This is a genomic window from Nostoc sp. ChiQUE02, from assembly GCF_034531305.2.
Lineage (GTDB): Bacteria > Cyanobacteriota > Cyanobacteriia > Cyanobacteriales > Nostocaceae > Nostoc.
This window is the reverse complement of the sequence record NZ_JAVRBN020000007.1, coordinates 148,107-168,314: the sequence shown is the minus strand read 5'-3', so window position 1 is coordinate 168,314 and position 20,208 is coordinate 148,107. Positions and strand designations below refer to the sequence as shown.

At 43.2% G+C, this 20,208-nt stretch carries 17 protein-coding genes; 5 read left to right on the top strand and 12 right to left on the bottom strand.

What is annotated here, in order from left to right; translation table 11 throughout:
• Positions 1 to 48: 48 nt before the first annotated feature.
• The 3 genes from RM347_RS09995 to RM347_RS09985 all read right to left on the bottom strand — a co-directional run bounded on the left by RM347_RS09995 (position 49) and on the right by RM347_RS09985 (position 2,654).
• Positions 49 to 969 carry a histone deacetylase family protein gene (locus RM347_RS09995; RefSeq protein WP_322716278.1) on the bottom strand — a complete coding sequence of 307 codons (921 nt, stop codon included), beginning with the start codon at positions 967 to 969 and terminating at the stop codon, positions 49 to 51.
• A gap of 250 nt (positions 970 to 1,219) precedes the next feature.
• On the bottom strand, positions 1,220 to 2,371 hold the full coding sequence (locus RM347_RS09990; protein WP_322716277.1) for an AI-2E family transporter: 1,152 nt from the start codon (positions 2,369 to 2,371) through the stop codon (positions 1,220 to 1,222).
• Positions 2,372 to 2,462: 91 nt separating this feature from the next.
• Positions 2,463 to 2,654 carry a hypothetical protein gene (locus tag RM347_RS09985; protein ID WP_322716376.1) on the bottom strand — a complete coding sequence of 64 codons (192 nt, stop codon included), beginning with the start codon at positions 2,652 to 2,654 and terminating at the stop codon, positions 2,463 to 2,465.
• 235 nt (positions 2,655 to 2,889) lie between these two features.
• On the opposite strand from RM347_RS09985, the gene RM347_RS09980 reads away from it, so the two are divergent.
• On the top strand, positions 2,890 to 3,558 hold the full coding sequence (locus RM347_RS09980) for a DUF1614 domain-containing protein (protein ID WP_322716276.1): 669 nt from the start codon (positions 2,890 to 2,892) through the stop codon (positions 3,556 to 3,558).
• Between the two features lie 147 nt (positions 3,559 to 3,705).
• A complete protein-coding gene (gene ftsH / locus RM347_RS09975; RefSeq protein WP_322716275.1) occupies positions 3,706 to 5,640 on the top strand; it encodes an ATP-dependent zinc metalloprotease FtsH in 1,935 nt (644 codons plus the stop codon).
• 53 nt (positions 5,641 to 5,693) lie between these two features.
• On the opposite strand, the gene RM347_RS09970 is transcribed toward ftsH, so the two are convergent.
• From RM347_RS09970 to RM347_RS09955, 4 genes are all read right to left on the bottom strand, one after another.
• Positions 5,694 to 6,254 carry a Uma2 family endonuclease gene (locus tag RM347_RS09970; protein WP_322716274.1) on the bottom strand — a complete coding sequence of 187 codons (561 nt, stop codon included), beginning with the start codon at positions 6,252 to 6,254 and terminating at the stop codon, positions 5,694 to 5,696.
• A gap of 157 nt (positions 6,255 to 6,411) precedes the next feature.
• Entirely contained in the window at positions 6,412 to 9,948 is a 3,537-nt protein-coding gene (locus RM347_RS09965; protein WP_322716273.1) for a pentapeptide repeat-containing protein, read from the bottom strand.
• Positions 9,949 to 10,525: 577 nt separating this feature from the next.
• A complete protein-coding gene (locus tag RM347_RS09960) occupies positions 10,526 to 12,298 on the bottom strand; it encodes a WD40 repeat domain-containing protein (protein ID WP_322716272.1) in 1,773 nt (590 codons plus the stop codon).
• Between the two features lie 410 nt (positions 12,299 to 12,708).
• Positions 12,709 to 13,104 (bottom strand): hypothetical protein, encoded by a 396-nt coding sequence (locus tag RM347_RS09955; protein WP_322716271.1) that lies wholly within the window; start codon positions 13,102 to 13,104, stop codon positions 12,709 to 12,711.
• 201 nt (positions 13,105 to 13,305) lie between these two features.
• Here RM347_RS09955 and RM347_RS09950 point away from each other — a divergent pair, with 201 nt between their 5' ends.
• On the top strand, positions 13,306 to 14,289 hold the full coding sequence (locus tag RM347_RS09950) for an alpha/beta hydrolase family protein (RefSeq protein ID WP_322716270.1): 984 nt from the start codon (positions 13,306 to 13,308) through the stop codon (positions 14,287 to 14,289).
• Positions 14,290 to 14,300: 11 nt separating this feature from the next.
• Positions 14,301 to 14,978, top strand: coding sequence for an SDR family oxidoreductase (locus RM347_RS09945; protein WP_322716269.1), 678 nt, complete (start codon positions 14,301 to 14,303; stop codon positions 14,976 to 14,978).
• Position 14,979: 1 nt separating this feature from the next.
• Here RM347_RS09945 and RM347_RS09940 read toward each other — a convergent pair whose 3' ends face one another.
• The 4 genes from RM347_RS09940 to RM347_RS09925 form a co-directional block, all read right to left on the bottom strand.
• Entirely contained in the window at positions 14,980 to 16,032 is a 1,053-nt protein-coding gene (locus RM347_RS09940; protein ID WP_322716268.1) for an aromatic ring-hydroxylating dioxygenase subunit alpha, read from the bottom strand.
• Positions 16,033 to 16,215: 183 nt separating this feature from the next.
• Positions 16,216 to 16,653 carry a secondary thiamine-phosphate synthase enzyme YjbQ gene (locus tag RM347_RS09935; RefSeq protein WP_322716267.1) on the bottom strand — a complete coding sequence of 146 codons (438 nt, stop codon included), beginning with the start codon at positions 16,651 to 16,653 and terminating at the stop codon, positions 16,216 to 16,218.
• Positions 16,654 to 16,761: 108 nt separating this feature from the next.
• Entirely contained in the window at positions 16,762 to 17,931 is a 1,170-nt protein-coding gene (locus tag RM347_RS09930; RefSeq protein ID WP_322716266.1) for a pyridoxal phosphate-dependent aminotransferase, read from the bottom strand.
• Between the two features lie 197 nt (positions 17,932 to 18,128).
• A complete protein-coding gene (locus tag RM347_RS09925) occupies positions 18,129 to 18,413 on the bottom strand; it encodes an RNA recognition motif domain-containing protein (RefSeq protein WP_322716265.1) in 285 nt (94 codons plus the stop codon).
• 812 nt (positions 18,414 to 19,225) lie between these two features.
• Between RM347_RS09925 and RM347_RS09920 the strand changes: the two genes are divergently transcribed.
• A complete protein-coding gene (locus tag RM347_RS09920; protein WP_322716264.1) occupies positions 19,226 to 19,621 on the top strand; it encodes a hypothetical protein in 396 nt (131 codons plus the stop codon).
• Positions 19,622 to 19,851: 230 nt separating this feature from the next.
• Here RM347_RS09920 and RM347_RS09915 read toward each other — a convergent pair whose 3' ends face one another.
• Positions 19,852 to 20,070 carry a hypothetical protein gene (locus RM347_RS09915; RefSeq protein WP_322716263.1) on the bottom strand — a complete coding sequence of 73 codons (219 nt, stop codon included), beginning with the start codon at positions 20,068 to 20,070 and terminating at the stop codon, positions 19,852 to 19,854.
• Positions 20,071 to 20,208 lie beyond the last annotated feature (138 nt).

Sequence of the window (20,208 nt, the reverse complement as noted above, 5' to 3'; positions counted from 1 at the left end):
ATCATAGTCTTCGCTCTAAAAATTGGATAATTTAATTTCTGGAAATCCCTAAAATAAACAGCGCTCAATTGTCGCTACAACTGATTGAGAAAGAGAATCAAAGTCGTAACCACCTTCTAAGCCAAACAGAATTTTACGAGTTATCCCTAGACAATAATCAGTAAATAAAGCGTAGTCTTCTGGCTGCAAATTGATACTTGCCAAAGGATCTGCGGCATTAGCATCGTAACCAGCGCTCACAATCAGTAAATCTGGCTGAAAGTTAGCTAAAAACGGTACGACTTGTGTTTCAAATAGTGGTTGATATACTTCAATATCACTACCAGGGGGTACTGGTAAATTTAAGACATTATTATGAAAGCCGCGTTCTGTCGATCTTCCAGTACCGGGATAGCAAGGATACTGATGTAGGGAACAGTAAGCGATGCGTGCTTCAGTTTCGACGATCGCCTGAGTCCCATTACCATGATGTACATCCCAATCGAGGATGGCGACGCGGTTAATTCCGGGTTGTTCGAGGGCAAATAATGCTGCGATCGCAGCATTAGAAAATAGGCAAAAGCCCATCCCCGCATCACTTTCTGCATGGTGTCCTGGGGGACGCGCTAGGACAAAAACTGGATTAGCCGACTTTAACACAGCCTCAACTCCATCCAACCATGCACTGACTGCCAACAATGCCACATCATAACTGCGTGGAGAAACTGGCGTATCTCCATCCAAAGGGCCACCGCCACTAGAGGCGATTTGCCAAAGTTTTTTGATGTAGGCTGGGCTATGTGCTTTAACCAACGAAGACATCAGTGATGGCTGTTCTGATGCTGATGTAGGCGATCGCCAGACAATTTTATCTGCGAATGTAGCTGCTTTTAAGGCAGTAGCGATCGCACTCAAACGTTCTGGTTTTTCAGGATGGTATTTTCCAGTCTTGTGATCTAAAAATTCGTCGGAATAGATGACTGGCAGCATAGGACGAAAAAGTTTGGCAGCAAGACAATGAATGCTATTGTATCGTCACTGGTACAAACAGTTTTTCCTTAGTAGTGGTCTGCCAATCCAAAAATGCGCTTGTTAGGATTGGGGAAAGGTTAAACGGTTAAAGGGGAACGGATAAAACACCTTTCCCCTTTACCCAGCCAAGTTCCGTTGGCGCTACCCACGTAACACCTATCTCAAACCCAAAAGCGATCGCCTTGTACTTTAATCCCAAATCGAGTGACTAATCTTCTCGTTTCAAGATATCATCATCAATCGAGGGCTTATCATTAATATCTGGATTTTCTCGTGTCCAACTATCATCTGTTCCAGGAGATTCAGAAACTATCACAAACTCAGTTTCGTTTCTATGGTTATTTCCCCATTTATCTAAAACATCTTTAATCAGCACTTCTTGCAACCAAATCTTAGCGACAACAGTTAGAGGTAGCGCTAGAAATAATCCTAAAAAGCCAAAGAAAGTAACAAAAAATAATTGGGCAATTAAGGTTATGGCTGGCAGCAACGAAACTTGATGCGCCATCACAACGGGCGTGATGAAATTACTCTCGACCTGTTGAATAATAAAGTAGAGAATCAAGACAGCTACGGCTTTCCAGGGATCATCTAAGAGGGCGATCGCCATTGCTGGGATGACACTAATTGTTGGCCCCAGGTTGGGGATTAAGTTCAAAAACCCTGCCAAAATTGCTAAAGCTAGTGCTGCCTTTATACCCAAAATTGATAAGCCAACTAGACTCATCAGCGCCACTACAAACATGGCAATGAAAGCGCCTGTAATCCATCCCTCCAAAGAGACTTCGCACTTATTTAAAATTCCTTCCACCCGCCGCCGATAAAATGAGGGGAAAAGCCGCACAAAGACTTTGCGGTAAGCCACGGGGTCGGCTAAGATCATTCCTGTTAAAACCAACACTAGCAAAATCTTGAGGACGACTTCCAAAGAGCCAGATACAAAGGCGAAGGAGTTTCCCAGTACCCGATTGACGAAGGGCTGTGCTTGTTGGATAAGGCTATTGATATCTGGGATGTAGGGAACTAACTCAGGAGGAATACGAGTTCTCAGGGCGTCAAGCCAACTATTAAAGCGTCCAAACCCTTTAGGAACCTGATAGGTTAGTTCTTGAAACTGCTGTGCAAATGGTGGCACAATTAGCCAGAAAAAACCCGCGACACCTGCCAAAAAGATAGCTACTGACAGGAGGACGGCAAATCCACGCCTCATCCCCAAGCGTTGGAAGCGTTTTGCTAGCCGATTTAAGGTGGTGGCTAACACAACTGCGGCAAACATTAGCAAAAGCACTTCCCGTATTTGCCACAGGATGTATAAAGAAAGAACTATGGCGATTAAGCCGATCCATTGACCGAGGTTCACAGGCTGACTCCCAACGGTTGGCGAGATGCAATTTTCTTGTAATTAAGCTAGGTTAGCCGATTTTAGGAACTTGTGCGTAGATGCTCTCGAGTTAATTTTGTTTCTGTGCTTGGAATCGCCACAGTAGCGCGATCGCTATAATCACAATCGGCAGTAAAATTATAATCAGCGCGTTGGTTGCTGTCGCCGGAATTGATAGACTTGGCCCTACGTACTTAATCAATAGCGATAACAAAGCCGAGAGTAAAAGCAGTTTTAGAACAAATCCTAGTTGATTTTCCATAACAGTACGGTAATACACATTTTTATGTTGGGTATACACGAATTTAGGCTACACTATCTACTTTCTAGAATAAAAACTAAATAGATATAAAGTCTTTCTTACCCACATTCTTGACTTATAACTGCCACGATTCTTAACAACATAATCACTACTTCAGCATTTGTTGAATTACCTGACATAGCATCTTTAGATGTATTTTTGTGCGATATGACACAATCATAAATTTCTTAATCTGATGATTTACTTACCAGTTTCATTACTGCTATTTCTAGTGTTGTTACTACTACTACCATTCTTTTGGTTTGCTGTGGCAGTAGATGTGGTAGAAATCGCAGTAGCCAAGCTGGGGTTTTCTCCCAACATCGCTTTTTTATTGCTTGTGCTAGTAATTTTCACAAGCACTATCAATATACCGTTATACCGTCTAGTAACTGACGTTCAACTAGCAGGTGACTTTGCAACCTTGTGGTTAAGGGAATTTTGGGGTATTCCTTTAAGGAAAATGCAACGCTCTACTGTGGTAGCGCTGAATGTTGGTGGTGGCTTAATTCCGGTGGTATTGGCACTCTACCAATTTACTCACGGAAATGCTCTAGCAATCTTGCTAGTAATTACCATTGTCACCATCGTTAGCTATTATGCAGCGCGAGTAGTGCCAGGAATAGGTATCCAAATGAATCCTTTACTGGCTCCCCTGACCGCTGCTTTATCTGCAATGTTAATCGCTGCACCCCATGCTGCTCCTGTAGCCTTTGCTGGTGGTGTACTCGGAACTTTGATTGGTGCTGATTTGCTACATCTCAAAGATATTCAAGCCATGAGTGCAGGAGTACTCAGCATCGGCGGTGCTGGTGTATTTGATGGCATTGCTTTATGTGGTCTATTTGCTCTGTTATTGAGCTGAAAAAGAGTCATTAGTCATTTGTCCTTGGTGAGCCAGTGCGGTCTTGGGGGTTTCCCCCATGAGCAACTGGTGAACCCGAAGGGTCATTGGTAATTTGCAAAGGACAAATGACAAAAGACAAAGGACAAATTTGGAGGGTACATCAAAATGCCTGTTGAAACTAATAACAAAAGCTCCATAAAACCGCCCAAAGTTAGGCAGTTTGGTGGGAGTTTCTTCATTTTACTAACCCTGTTGTTACTACTGAACCTTATTGTTCCGAGTTTTTTTGGGTCGCGATCGCTACAAGTTCCCTACAGCACTTTCCTGGCTCAGGTGGAAGCGGGGAAGGTAGATCGAGCGATTGTAGGTGGCGATCGCATTGAATACACGATCAAAACTCAAACTCCAGATGGTAAACCCACTGAACAAGTGTTTACCACCACACCAGTAGGCATTGATCTAGATCTGCCAAAAATTCTGCGTGAGCATCATGTCGAGTTTGCTGCACCACTACCAAACCCAAATGCTTGGATTGGCACTTTACTTAGTTGGGTTGCACCACCTTTAATTTTCTTTGGGATTTGGGGCTTGTTAATGAGTCGCCAAGGTGGCCCGGCTGCGCTAACGGTAGGTAAAAGCAGAGCTAGGATTTATTCTCAAGGCAGCACTGGTGTCAAATTTAGTGATGTGGCTGGTGTAGATGAAGCTAAGGCGGAATTAGAAGAGATTGTCGATTTTCTCAGAAACGCTGGTAAATACACCATACTAGGGGCAAAGATTCCGAAAGGTGTGCTGCTGGTAGGCCCTCCGGGTACTGGTAAAACATTATTGGCAAAAGCGATCGCAGGTGAAGCTGCTGTTCCTTTCTTCAGCATTTCTGGTTCAGAATTTATCGAACTGTTTGTGGGTGTGGGTGCTGCACGAGTCCGTGACTTGTTTGAACAAGCCAAAGAACAAGCTCCCTGTATTGTCTTTATAGATGAGTTAGACGCACTGGGTAAATCTCGTGGCGGTGCTGGGCCGATTATGGGTGGTAACGATGAGCGGGAACAAACTCTTAACCAGTTACTCAGCGATATGGATGGCTTTGATGCCAACACAGGCGTGATTATCATCGCTGCCACCAACCGTCCAGAAATTCTCGATCCGGCTTTACGTCGTCCTGGTCGATTTGACCGACAAGTTGTCGTTGATCGCCCTGATAAAATTGGTCGGGAAGCAATTCTCAAAGTCCATGCTAGAAACGTCAAATTAGCTAATGATGTCGATTTGGGCAAGATTGCTGTTAGAACTCCTGGTTTTGCTGGGGCAGATTTAGCCAACCTTGTGAATGAAGCCGCACTGTTAGCTGCACGGCGAAATAGCCAAGCTGTGACGATGGCAAATTTCAACGAAGCTATTGAGCGTCTGGTTGCTGGCTTAGAAAAACGCTCCCGCGTGCTGAATGAAACTGAGAAAAAGACTGTCGCCTATCACGAAGTTGGTCACGCTATTATCGGTGCGTTGATGCCGGGTGCTGGTAAAGTTGAAAAAATCTCCGTTGTCCCTCGTGGTGTCGGTGCATTGGGTTATACAATTCAGATGCCGGAAGAAGACCGCTTTTTGATGCTGGAAGACGAAATTCGCGGCCGCATTGCTATCCTTTTGGGTGGACGTTCTGCCGAGGAAATCGTTTTTGGCAAAGTGTCCACGGGTGCTGCTGATGATATCCAAAAAGCTACTGAGTTGGCAGAACGCGCCATTACTCTTTACGGGATGAGCGATCGACTTGGGCCAGTGGCGTTTGAGAAGAATCAACAGCAGTTTCTTGAAGGTTATAGTAACCCGCGTCGTGCTATTAGTCCGAAAGTGGCGGAAGAAATTGACCGCGAAGTTAAGCAGACATTAGATAATGCTCACCACATCGCCTTGAGTATTCTGCAACATAACCGTGACTTACTAGAGCAGACCGCAGAGGAACTATTGCAACGAGAAATTCTTGAAGGCGCAGATTTGCGCGATCGCCTCACCCAAGCTAAAGTACCGGGTGAAATGGCAGAATGGTTGCGGACGGGTAAGGTATCGGAAGATAAGCCGTTGCTGCAAACACTGCTGGTTTAATAATTGCAGATTGAATTGAAAAGCGATCGCCTACTTCAAGAGCGATCGCTTTTTTACGTCAAACTCAACCAGCCAAAAACTTGTTCTACAGTTAGTTCCAACTCAATACCCTCCAGGATGAGTAATTTATCAGCACCTTCGTATAATTCCACTCGCTGTCCAGGAAAAATCCCCAGCACACTTTCATCTTCTGCGTTGATTAACCAGCCAAGTTCAGTACCATTGCGCGAACAATGAAATAATTTACTCAACACTTTTTTTAATCTTTGGTCTGGAGACAGAATTTCAATTGCCCAGTCAGGATGAATTTCAAAGCGATTAACAATTCTGCCAGATGGAGTTTTAGGAATTCTGTCCCAGCGAAACACAGACACATCAGGAACGATAGAAGCACCACCAAAGGTGCAACGGAGTTCTGGGAAAGCGTAAGCAATTTTTTGGCTTCTAGCTATGCCGTTAATTGTTTCGCAAAGAGTAGCTTGGAGTAAGCTATGTTCACCTTGAGGCATAGGTTTTTGAATGATTTCTCCGTTGATAAAGTCTGATGCTGGTTCAGTTTCCGGCAGTTTGAGAAACTCGTCTAAGGTTAGTTGGGGTTGAGTTGCGATCGCCATAAGCAAATAGCATAGAGGGGATAGTTTTATTATGGGCGTGCGATCGCCTAATACAGTTCATTAAGGCAAGAGACGCGATAAATCGGCGTCTTTACAATAATCAGTCTTTTGTAGAGACGGCGATTTATCGCGTCTTTGTCTAATTACGAATTGCGAATTAACTTAAATCCTCAGTTTCCCGCAATTTTTCTAATTCCTCTGGGGTGAGTGGATTATTTCCTAACTTCAGTGCTTCTATCCAGCGTAGCCGTCGCTGCTTCACATCTTCTGAGTAGTCAAGTGCGCCACTGTCTACAGCAGCCTGAAAGTCTTCTAATGACCCAACCAAGTCGCCTATCAGTACTCTAGCAAGCCCTCGACTGTTTTGATAAATTTTATTGTCAGGGTTTAAGGTAACAGCTTTTTCACAGATGGAGAGAACATTTTTAGCATAGCCGTGTAAACAGCCAACCCAGCAGATGCTATTCCAAAATTCAGCAGAGTTTCTCAAACTTTTGTCAAATATTTGGGCTTGCTTGAAAGCTTCTTGTGCTTCTTTAATTTTGCCTTCTTTCACCCAACTGATGCCTTGACTCAAGGCAACCGCAGCCGCAAAAGCTTTGTCTTGCGCTAACTTTGGAGATACGCCTGCTGCTTCATGTAGCCCTCTAGCATTGAGCCACCTTGTGTCACTGTTCCATGCAACTGCTTCGAGGTTGGCACGGCTAAGGTTGGTATGGTTGAGGTTAGCACGACGAAGGTTGGCACGGCTGAGGTCGGCACCGCGGAGGTTGGCACGGCTGAGTTCGGCACTGCGGAGGTCGGCACGGCTGAGTTCGGCACCGCGGAGGTCGGCACCACTGAGGTCGGCACGTCTAAGGTTGGCACCATAGAGGTTGGCACTGCTGAGGTCGGCACCACGGAGGTCGGCACGGCTGAGGTTGGCACCACGGAGGTCAGCACCGCTGAGGTTGGCACCACGGAGGTTGGCATCACTGAGGTCGGCACCCCTGAGGTTGGCATCGCTGAGGTCGGCACCCCTGAGGTCGGCACCACTGAGGTTGGCACCGCTGAGGTTGGCACCGCTGAGGTTGGCGCCGGGGAGGTCGGCACCACTGAGGTTGGCACCACTGAGGTTGGCACCGCTGAGGTTGGCACCGCTGAGGTCGGTACCACTGAGATTAGCAGCGCTGAGATTAGCAGCGCTGAGATTAACAGCGCTGAGAAATAATCTTAAGTTGTTTTTAAAAGCAGAGACACCCAGGCAGTGACTATAGCCGATAATACGAAGCAAGCGTTTTGAGTCAAATTTATCACTTTTAGGTTGACCGCAGAGGTGAAAGGCAATTTTGTCTTTGAGGTCGTATTTTGTTTGGGCATAGCGATGCAACTCTAGAAGCAAAATCATCACATTCAGCCCTGCATACACATCCACTTGACGCAATCCCAAGTGAGTTTCTCGCTCTGGTAATTGCTCCCTCAATTGTTTTTTCTTCATCTGAGGTAGGTTTACATCTTCTGCATCAATAAATTCCCCACCGCACCAACGCAAGTAGAAATCCTCTAATCTTTGGAACAGTCTGCACAAGCGTTCCACGTCTTGAAATCCTGAACCCTCAGCCAACAACCCCACCAAATATTCCACAATTGCAGGGGTTAAATTCCCATAACCTAATAAATCGTAAATCTGCCAATCCATTATGATTGTGCTAACCAAGTCTTCTTCGCGCTGACGCTTGCTTACCTTGACTGTCCAATCTACAAAGCTTTCTAATAACCGTTCTGCAAATAAAAACTCGCAAAAACTCTTGTGGACAAATTCCACGGAGCCACTGCGATCGCCTGAAGCTGGTTTAATATAAAATGCCGTCAACAAATTATTGAGTTGCTTATCTTGTTGATTTTTTTCCGAGGCATTCTCCTGTCTGGCTTGCTGAATTAACTTTGCAGCTGGGTTGTTGCTATCTTTGAGCCGTGTTTCTAACATCGTCACTCTCGCAGATTCATTCCCAGACTGCACCACACACAAAGCGGCTTCAGTGAGAAACTGCCGCAAATCTTCACTCTCCAATCCAGTCAAGCGGGAGTTATCATTCTGATTTTCACTATCACGCTGTTTTTCTAGTACCCACTTCACCGATTCATCATAGATGCGGATTTTTGCCTTAATACCGTCTGCACCTGCAAACATTTGGACATTGAGACGATTGTCTCGGTGCATCCGCGCCAGTAAATAGAGTAGTAAGGGTTCTCGTGCTAGTTTATTTTTGACTTCATCAGGGCAAGCCTGCAAAAATTCTTCAAACTCACTCTTGTTAATTTGAGCTGCAACTGACCACTTTTCCAGCCATTTTTGTTGAATTGAATCATCCATTGGCTGAAGTTCGACGCGCTTCAAGTTTTTGGTTTGTGAAAGTAGCCGCTCAATTCCTTGCAGCGCTAGGGGACGACCAGTAATCAAAAACTGATGACGGCAAAAGGGGTCTTTTTGAAACTGTTCCACCTGTTCTAAAAATTCCTTCAAGCCGCCGCTGGCTCGTCCTTCTAGTAATAACTCGTCAAACCCATCCAGTAAAAATAAAAAGCGAGTATTTTTATCGGTCAGCCAGCCTGAATCACTGGTGACAAAATCAAAAAGTTGTAAATAGTTTTCTAAAGTATCAGTTAAGTTATCTTTTAGTACGCGCAAATCCCGCAACCGAATCAGAATTGGGGTAAAGCTGGGATGTAATTCGCGCTGTACCCAATCGGCAAACATCCGACAAAAGACACTTTTCCCCCGTCCGGCTTCGCCCTGAATAAACAAAACTTGTTTGTGTTTTGCATCTGGGTCATTCAGTATTGCCTTAACCCACGCTTCCAGTTCAAGATTTGCATCGTCGTTGACATCGAGTTCTTTGACTTGCAAAGGTACATACAAATCCTGAAAAGTAATATGGGTTTCATCAAAAATGTTTTCTTCTGGCTTTGGTTTAATTACCTGTTCCAAATAATCTTCAATATTCAGATTCTTCTCTAGCTTTTCTTTTCCTCCGGCGCTATACCATTTCCAAAGTTTGTCCGCTTTCTCTCCGACTTCTACCAATGCGTCTTGCATATTTTCATCGGTGTGACGCGCTACCCGTTCAGTTAAGGTTTTTGCTTCTGTCTCCGTTAATCCGGCTTCTTGTAAGCGTTGCTGTAAAATCTGATTAAATGATTCTGCTAGTTGAGATTCGTGGAAATAGAGAATGGCTTTTTTCACTTCCCGCTCATCAAATTCTTGCTCACCTAATTTCTGAATCTGCAAAGCTAAAGCATGAGAAGCTGGAAGGTCTCGATCAATTTTCTTGAGTAATTCGGAATCTTGTTTGAGAATATCCTGAAAGCTATCTATGTAAGCAGCCTGACTAACTAGTAGCACACAGCTTTCTAAACTTGGCTCTTTGTTGGTTGCATCAATAATGAACTTTAGGATAGTAATGGCGATGGGTGCAAAGGGAATTACTTCTTTACTAATTTGACCGAGAGGAGAATTAAATACATCTAATAGCGACGAAATCTGTTCTACATAAGGTTTGAAGTTTTGAACATTGGGTTTTTGCTCTTTAATTGCTTTTGCCAAATCAAACACGGCTTTAGCAGCTTCGGCCCCAGTCTTTGTTACCTCTACGCCTTGTCCCCAATTCAAATCCTGAATGTTTCGCAAAAACTTCCAGAGTTTCGTCATCGCCATAGACTATTCTCCAACAGCATCAATTTGGTAAAAATGCACCTGTGTAGCGCTTCTTGTTTGTATGCAATAGACTTTGACCTCTCTCCAAACCTCTCTCCTAAAAGGAGAGAGGCTTTAAATCTTACTCCCCTTCCCTTGTAGGGAAGGGGTTGGGGGTTAGGTCTTTATTGCACTCAACTGAGAACCGCTATATTACTTAACTCATATTCAACCAGCTAAAAACTTGTTTAACTGCCAGTTCTAACTCGGTATGATTGAGTATAGGCAACTGATAAGCTATTGTATATAATTTCACTGACTACTTGTAAAACGCTGTTAGCACAGTTTTAAGTTTCATGCAGAGGCGCAGAAGCCCAGAGAGTTTTTAAAGTTTGTTGTCCACGAGTATCAAAGACTCTCCCGCGAATATCAAAGACTCTCCCGCGAGTATCAAAGACTCTCGCATGAATATCAAAGACTCTCTCGCGAGTATCAAAGACTCTCCCGCGGGTATTAAAGACTCGTCAACAGAGTCCAAAGACTGAATAATTACGAATTACGTAGCTTGCTTCTCGCCGGAGGCGAGTATTACGAATTACTAACTGCGTTGCCAAATTTTAATTGTCTTATCCAAACTCCCACTAACCAACATCTCGCCGGAAGCTGTGAAGGCTAATGCTGTGACTATATTCCCATGACCTGTAAAGGTACCCAACAATTCCCCGGTTTGTAGATGCCACAACTTAATGGTTTTATCAGCACTCCCGCTGGCGATAATTTGACCATCAGGACTTAAAGCGATCGCATATACTCTATCTCTATGTCCTTTAAGAGTATGAAGTAATTCCCCAGTCTCCAATTGCCAAATTTTAATCGTTTGATCCCAGCTACCACTCACGAGCATTTTACCATCTGCACTAATAGCTAAGGAACGAACGATGTGAGAATGACCCATGAGGGTATGCAGCGGTTGTGCATCCTTTAAACTTTTGATACCCGTCTGGGGTAAGGTGTGCCAAACTTTGATTTTGCGGTAGCTACCTGTAACTAAAGTTTCCCCGTCTCGACTCAAAACCAGGGAATGAGCAGCTGTATCATCTAAAGAAAGTGCGATCGCAACCTGACGTTGCATCAAATCCCAAAATAGAATTTTTCTGTCATCTCCGCCAGTAGCTAACATTCTCCCATCTGGGGTAAAGGCAGCACACCGCACTACCCCATTGTGTTTGTGCAAAATATCTATCAAGTCTAAAGCGCCTACATGCCAAAGCTTAATTGTCGAATCTGCACCACAACTCACTAAAGTCTGTCCATCTGAACTAAAAGCCAGGGAATTCACTTCATCCACCAGCCCAGACATCACCCAAGGATACTCTGATAATGTCTCTATTAATTCACCCTTGCTTAAATCCCAGAGTTTCGTCTCTCCACGACTACCACTTGCCAATATGGGTAAGGCTTTGCCATTCTTACACCCCGAACTGAAAGCCAAGCAATTAATGCCTCTGTTGTGTCCTTGCAAAGTCTGCCAGCATTCCCAGTCACCGACTATACTTTTAAGGCAATGCTCTGATGGTAGAGTCTGTATTGTATCTGCGATCGCTCTCTCAATAATTACTGGCGACGCATCTTTTTTGCCAACAAGTGATTCTAAATACCAACTTAACCCCCCTGCATACAACAAGTTACTCGGATTAATGTAGATTTTTGGTTCAGTAAGTTCAATTTGATTTGCAGGTAAAAAGCCTGTAATTATACTCTGTTTTTCGTCGTATCCTAACTTACCTGTAGATGGATAAAACAAACAAAGAAAAATTAATACTTGGTGCTTTTTTAAATCTTCTTGAGTAACCGACCACTTAATTTTGTCTTTCTTAATACCATTAAAACTTTCTCCATCAGCAACATAAACTTGAACACTTAGCTGAGGATTATCTTTTAGTAAATAAGAAAATTTGCTTTCGCCACACAAATTTCCCTCATCATCTAAAACCATGCTTTGCAAGGTATCACAAGATACCTTTTTTACCAACTTCCCCAAACGTTCAGTTATCACCCGGTCAACAATATGCTCCCGTAAAAAATAATCTTCCGCTTGTCGTTGGAAGTATTTGGGAAAAGGTATTGTCCAGTCAGGAGGCTCAGGATATTCAGGCGGCGTCGGCGGCGGATTTTTGGCGAGAACTTCTGCTTGTTGGCGAGAAAGTTCTTGGAGTCTAGCCAATGGCTCGCCCCAAAAAGCCATAATTTCAGTGTGACAACCTTTGACTTGACTTTCCAGCAAAGATAAGTCGTAAGTTTTAGGTTTTTTCACACGTTGAAGGAAGTCAGCTTGTTGAGCTTTAAGTAAGCTAATCCAATCCATCTGCATTCCTGCGGCAAACTATTGCATACCTACGGTAAGCTATACCAATGCAATTACTCAAGTTTATAACCTTAGTTAATTAAAAATTCAGTAATGTTAGCAGTCTAATAAAACACAGCCATTGGCAGATGTTTCCGGGAAAGAGATAGATGGATAGCACTTAGACATTTCATGAACTGATGCAGTTGAATGAAGTATATAGAATTAAATGATGTCAGTCAATTCTAACGAAGATAGAGAACGAGATACTGTTTCTAGAGAAACAGTTCTAGCTGCAAAGGAAAGTTTAATCTGAGAGAGATTTCAAAGGTTGCCGTAAGGTTAAGTCAACAAATACCTACACGAAAATAACCTAGTAATGATGATTCTAGGGTATATTATCTGACATCGGCATGAATGGTGAAGATTGGCTAATTTTAACCTTTGCGTTTTGGTTGTCTGGGTGTAGTACTTACATCAGAGGAGTCGCCAAAAGTATCCCTTGCCTCAATCTGTTTAATTTTCATTTGCAAGTTCAAGTCATCACTGCTAACAATTGTTTCTAAATTCGCTAATCTCCGCTCTAACAGTTCTATTTGCTGCTGTTGTAAATAGTTAGTTTTTGATTTTTGCTCATCAGAACGCCAAACAGCAACTGTACCAACAGCAGCGCCACCAATTGCAACTAAAGGAAGAATAGCACCACTTCTAGTAACTGCTGAGAGTGGGACGCAAACTCCGAGAATAGCGACTGTAATTACCCAAATTCTTGTGGTGGCAGATAATCTGACATCTTGGTATTGTTCTAGATTTGTTTGAGATTTTTTAGCCATAAGTAAATTTAAAGAAAAGTTATTTGCTAGGTTGACACAATTGCTTACTAAAATACTTCCTACAATTGGGTTAAATCTAATTACTTAGTAAACTTTATGTAATTATAATCACTACATTATTTCATCTCACTAGATTGGGATTGCTAGGAGCAGTTGTACCTGGGCAATAGAAAAATTTTCAATCATATCAGGAAGAACCAGATGACAGTTCGTGCTTTTTTCCAAGCTGCTAAAGTCGAGGGTTTCCAGTCTCCTTACGATACCATCCACCTGAAAATTTTCTATCCAGCACAGATATCGAAGCGTAAGGGAGAAAGAAATAGGGAAATTTTGCCAGTTGATTTAGAAAAGGCACCTTTTCCAGTAGTGATTTTCTTCAATGGCTTTAACTGTGATGCTCAACAATATCAATGGTTGGCAGTTAAACTCGCTGAACGTGGACTAGTGGTGATTCTCTTTAACTGGATTGCGGAAATGATACCAGGAATAACTAGTCTGACTCCAGGGGTTGATTTTGAAAAGATGAAACCAACAATTTATCGTACTGTTCCCACTACTTTGGCTTTGCCAACACTGCTAGCGAAAGTGGAACAGTTACAGTCTGAGGGTATTTTAGCTGGAATGCTTGATCTACAAAGAATAATTTTAGGTGGACACTCCGCAGGTGGTAGAGTAGCGATTGAAAATGCTGATCCCGACTTTTTCCCTCAAATTGCAGCATCTTTTGGTTATGGTTTACACACTATGGCAACGTTATTATTGGGGTACGAGGCGGGTACTATCTTATCCTTACCAGACTCCCTACCACTTCTACTGATGGGAGGAACCTGTGATGGAGTAATTATGAACAACAGCGATCTCTACGGTGTGAGTCCTGGAAATACTACCACCCCAGTCATCCGTACATTCCAAGAAGCTATTACTGGAGGACGAAATGATAGCTATCTGGTACTTCTGGATGGGGCAAATCACTTTTCGATAGTTGATCGGCTAGACTCCACCCTAGAGACACCCTTGTTGGACTTTCCCGCCACCCAACCTCAAGAAAGCTTCCGTTTGCTGATGGGTGAAATCATTAGTTTGTTTATTGACACTTATGTTCGCCATCAACCAGAAGCATCTCAGTCGCTTGAGCAATTATTAAATACTGCCAATCCTCTGATAAAATCCTTTGAGCGTAAATAGTTAAGCTAATTATGACAAGTGCATCTTATATTTTTCTGGCTGGGGCAAGTCGCGGTGTTGGTCGAGAAATTGCTCAATATCTCACAGCGCAACAGCTAAAGGTAAAAGCACTCCTGAGAACAGCGGCAGTTGCTACTGAACTAGAAAAAATCGGTATTGAAGTAGTTCTAGGAGATGCCTTGAATGTTGGCGATGTAGAACGCGCAATGCTTACAGATGAACCTATTCACACCGTTATTAGTACAATTGGCGGTTTACCATCAGAGGGAGAAAGGGCAGATTATCCTGGTAATAGAAATCTGATCGATGCAGCAGTTAAAGCTGGAGTACAAAAGTTTATTCTTGTATCTTCTATTGGTGCTGGTAATAGTATTGTTGCTCTGTCACCCCAAGTTTTAGCAGCACTGGGAACAGTTTTAGTTGAGAAAGACAAAGCTGAACAACACTTAATTGCCAGTGGACTCACCTATACAATCATCCGTCCTGGTGGACTCAAGTCAGAACCAGCAACGGGTAATGGCGTTTTGACTGAAGATCCCCACATTATTGGTAGCATCAATCGTGCAGATGTCGCGCAGTTAGTTGGTCGCAGTTTAAATAGCGATCGCACCAATAATAAAATTTTGTCAGCCGTAGACCGAAATATGCTGTTTGCACAAAGAGAATTTGCAGAATTTACTTTGGAGTAATTTAAGCACGCCAGCGGAGTATCTGACCCTTGACAGGATTCACAAATTCTCGTCCTTCAGCGACAGACCGAGCATACTCCCGCTTTAACTGGTAGTACCACTGCGCTTGCATATCTGAGTCTTTAATCAGCCGTAGCACAGGATTATATTTCAGGCCAATCTGCTGTTTTTCCACAACCGTCCGGTCTTGACCAATGAAAGTTCGTGCCAGCACATGTAACAGTGGTTTGAAAAATCCCACCCAAGGAAGTGTCCAGTAAAGAGCAAAAGTTACCTCAGTTTCTGTGTCTGAAATAGGTGTAACTGCCGTTAAATTAACGACTCGATGGTTGCCAATTGTGGTTTCTTCTATTCTGACTCCAGGTAAACGAAAAGAAATTTCTGTTTCCGGTACACCACCACCAATCAGCCAGTATAATCGACCACCATTCGCTGGTAATCGGTGTCGTCGCATTGTGAAGCCGTAGGGCGAAGCATCAAATTGTTTTACTTCCTCGTGCAATTGCTCATTTCGCCACCACCAAGCGCGATGAACGTAGGGTGAATGAGCAGGATCCATCAGGCCTACCACTGCATGATCTATAAAACAAGGGAATTTTACCACCTCTACAAACTGGTGCGATCGCTCCCCAAACCCTGGAATTACCGGAATTTCCATCTCAGAAGCAGGTTGAGGGTTATCGGGATCAGCCATATATATCCAGATATTTCCTTGGGCTTCCCGGATTGCATAGGACTGCACGTCAAAGCGACTCAAATCCATTTGCTGTTCCTCTACAAGAGAAGGTATCGCAGTACAGCGCCCAGCGGAGTTAAAGCGCCAACCGTGGTAACAGCATTCAACTTCCTGCCCATTGAATCTACCACAACTCAAGGGCACACCACGATGGGGACAAATATCCGTCATCGCAGAGACTTTACCATCCTGGCTGCGAACTAACAGCACTGGTTCTCCCAAGAAAATGCGGCTGATCATCATACCTGGCTTGATCTGATTACTAGGCAGAGCATAGTACCAAGTATTACGTAATACAAAATTATCGTTATTTTTCATAACTAATTGCGTCTGCCTTTGACACAACGAAAGTCCTGGTTTGTGGAAAGGAAGATTATGCTTGAAAACATTTTTTCAGGTTTTTGATTGCTGTAAGTAAATTCAACTGATGCACTTGTTGGTCGTGTTCGTAATTCTCTCAGATTTAGGTTGTTCTAGGAGGATTGCAGGTGTGATGTAGCATTATTCGCCAGAAATTTGGACAAATACCGTTCTTTTACGCGGGCCATCCAACTCAAAAAACAACACAGATTGCCAGGTTCCCAAAGCTAATTTACCATCCACAATAGGAATTATCTCACTCGTGGTCAGCATCATTGCCATTAAGTGAGAGTGAGCATTAATCGGCTCATCTTCCGGGACATCTCTTAAATGCAAGTCATTATGCAAATAGCTGTCTGATTCCGGTGCTAATTTTTGCAAGAACACTTTTATATCTTCTAACAATCTGGCTTCATTTTCGTTGATAGCTAAAGCTGTTGTTGTATGTCGAGAAAATACTAAAATTTGTCCATTTTTAATGTATGTTGAAGCCAGAAAATCTTGGATTTGTGGTGTGATATTATAAATATTAATTTTTGGTTCCGTTTCAATTTCAATTAACTTATTAAAAATCGGCATCTTTTCAATTTTATATTTGGGATTGCGGACGAGATACGCTAACACAGCTTAACGCTTTCATAAATTTAAGAAAAAATCTAAAATTTAAAATCCAAAATTGAATGACTACTAACTCCTAACTATAGTTTCCAAACCTTGCACTAATCTCTCTATACCTTCTTTTGCCGTCTCTTTTTGCAGCGCCCCATAGGCAACGCGTAGATAGCATCCGTCATCCATGCCAAAGGTTGTACCTGGAATAACTGCTACTTTATGTTCCTGGATTAGTCTTTTAACTAACTCAAAAGCATCTATTTGAGTATTAACTTTGAGGAAAAAATAGAAAGCGCCATTGGCGGGGATAATACTACATAAACCTTGTAAGCAGTTAAGGAAATCGAGTACTAGTTGCCGAACTTGAGCTATTGCACCTATATTACTCTCCAAATACTCCGCTTTTGCTTGCAATGCCCCTAAAGCTGCATATTGGGAAATTACTGGCGGACAAATCAAAATTGTATCCTGGACTTTTTTGACGGCGACAAGTAAGTGTTTGGGAATCACCATGTAGCCAATGCGCCAACTAGCAAAACCGTATGCTTTGGAAAGGCTATAGAGAGAAATGGTGTACTCGCTACTATTAGCAAATGCACCAGGTGAAATATGTTTTACCCCGTTATAGGTAAAGTATTCATAAGCTTCATCGCTGATGTGGTAAATGCCGCGAGTGCCACAAATTTGATTTACTTGGCGCAATGCTGCTTCAGAATAGACAACTCCAGTCGGATTATTTGGTGAAATTGTGACCACAGCCCGTGTTTTGGGTGTAATTGCTTGAGCGATCGCTTCTGGACGCAATTGGTAATTTTCATCTGTCGCCACTAATACTGGATGACAGCCAGCCATTGTGATCGCCATTTCATGGTTGAAATAGTAGGGTGTATTCAGAATAATTTCATCGCCTGGGTTAGTAATAGCAAGAATGGCATTCATGAATCCCATATTGCTTCCCGCTGTCACGACAATGCAGTTTCCCCCATTGATTTCAATCCCGTTGAAGGCTTGCAATTTTCCAGCAACTGCTGTCAGCAATGCAGGAATTCCCTCAACTGATTTGTATAGATTATTGGTTGGTTCAGCCAGAAATTTGGATAAAAATTCTATGGCTTCAGGTGGTGGGTTGTAAGAAACAACACCTTGTCCAAGAGAGATTGTTCTAGGAGAATTTTTAATCAGCTCCCCAACCACAGGAATAATCGGCGACTGTACCGCGTGCATACGAGAGGTTAGGGATTCCATGTTTCGATGCCTATAGACCTGGCTTTAGTATTTTTGTAATAGGATAAAAACCGACTAGTCGTGATATTCATTTACTGATCGCAACTGGTCGGGCGTAGTTCTATCAAGTTGTTTTGTGCTTGATTATTTCTAGTCAATTTCAGCTACTGAGTCTTGTTTAACTAGAAAACAATTTACTATTTTAAAAACCATCATTGTTAAAAGTCTTGTTTTTTCGACCAACTACCTCGGGGATTATCCTCTCGCGGCTTGGCTTTATTAACTCTGAGTTGACGACCCATCCATTCTGCACCATCTAATTCTGTAATGGCTGCATCTTCTTGAGCATCTTCAGTCATATCAATAAATGCAAAGCCCCGTAGTCGTCCTGTTTCGCGGTCGGTAGGCAATACAACTCTTTTCACCTCGCCGTAGTCTGCAAACACTGCTCTTAAGTCTGCTTCAGTGGCGCGGTAGGAGAGATTTCCAACGTAAATAGTCATGTGGGATCACGTAATTTTCAACAAAGAGCAATTAGTTCAGCTAAAAAACAGATTTAACAAAATTGCAAATATTGCATAACCCTCCATGATTCACCAATGTTGCGGTGAATGTTTTAGGAGAGTAGTCAATCAAATGGCATTGGCTGAACTTACACATACGCTCATATAATAACTGATTGTGACATTTTTCAAAGTACGAGATTTGACAAACTCTTATTACATGAAAAACTCCAACCTAAGAGTGGGTTGGAGTTTTTGGGAATGGGGCATGAAGAAAAATTACCAATGCTCCAAGTGACGGGGCGGCTATCTTGATTTTTCACAAGATGTGGAAAGTCAGATAAAAAGTCTAGCGTTGCGTCGCGATCGCCAAAGAAGGTACTTTGGTTCGTTGCGCTATCGAACAGACAGGCAACAGACTAGTACACTGTGGTGGAAGTTTGCCTACCTTTAACACTTGATTAAGTGCCAAGTTTTGTTAATTGAGATGGTACTTAGATTTTGCAGTCCTGTACTAGTATTTTCCCTGAGCAATATGATAAGATTCTACAAAATACTACGTGAACATACTCTTTTGGTAGGTAGAAAATAAATTCTTCCCTTCTGCCTTCTGCTCTTTACTTTTATTCGGTAAAGGTTCAATCCGTGATGCGGAATTCCTAATATCGTTTCTTTGTGAAGTTGTATATATTTATCCCCCGGCTACGCCGTCCCCCCTTATCAAGGGGAGACTACATCGGGGTCTTGTTATGTGTATCTTCACACAGGATTGGTATAAGTCAGGAAAAAGATAAAACCGAATGAATAAGAGAATGGGTCTGAAAAAGCTAGTCAGCTTTGGAATTTTTGTGCTGGTCTTCGTCATTGGGTTTGGTTTCACGTCAATTGCCCGTGGTTATGACTATCCACCCCCAACTCAGAAGATTGAGTTTGCCCAACAGACGAGCGATCTCATGCTCAACACGTTGTTTGCAGCGCTGACGCAGGAGTTTGACGAAACCACGGCGGATAACGTGGAGCAGGGTAAGCAGTCCATCTCGCTGATATTTAACGATCAGAACAAGGATATGCGGTTGGTCGGCACCGTCGGCCCACTTCGGGAAAACGATCGCCCCCGCGACAACTTTGAGCGTCAAGCAAACGCGCTGGCACTGGCAGGGCAGGCATACACGTCCATCCAGCGCGTGGACAATAAATGGTACTATTGACGCTCAATCCCCCTCAGCAACTTTAGGGCGGAGTGTGCCCTTTGCCACATAAATTTCCCAGCCGGCCCCACATCTGACTTGGTGGGCGCACTCATGCTCAGAGTGCCAATCAAGGAGTAAGGGACTTCCAAAAAATAAAATAATCATTGCAGAAAGTAGGAGTCAGCGCTACCGAAGGCAGCTCTGACTCCTTTTTTTGTAGTAAATTTAACTATGTATGCTTGAGGTTTTTAGTCAATCGAAATCTGCTGAGGGCCAGTACCTTTGCCGTTATGCGCGTCCGTTGTGTTGTTGGTGTAACTATTTGAGCGGATCTGTTTATCCAGCCAGCTTTTAACAGGATCGTCAGCAAGGTTAAGCCGAAGCACACCAGAGAAGAACCCACCCACAAATGAGACTGGATGCTGAGTAAATTCTCTGAATATAGGTGACAATTCATTAATGAACATTAAAAGACTCCTGGCACTGCCGTAAAAAATTATTACTTCTTAATTGATCGTAACGTGTTATGGCATGGGGCATGGGGCATTGAGTACAAGAGGCAGAGGTGCAAAGGGGCAGAGAGAGGGGAAGAGGGAAAGAGGGGA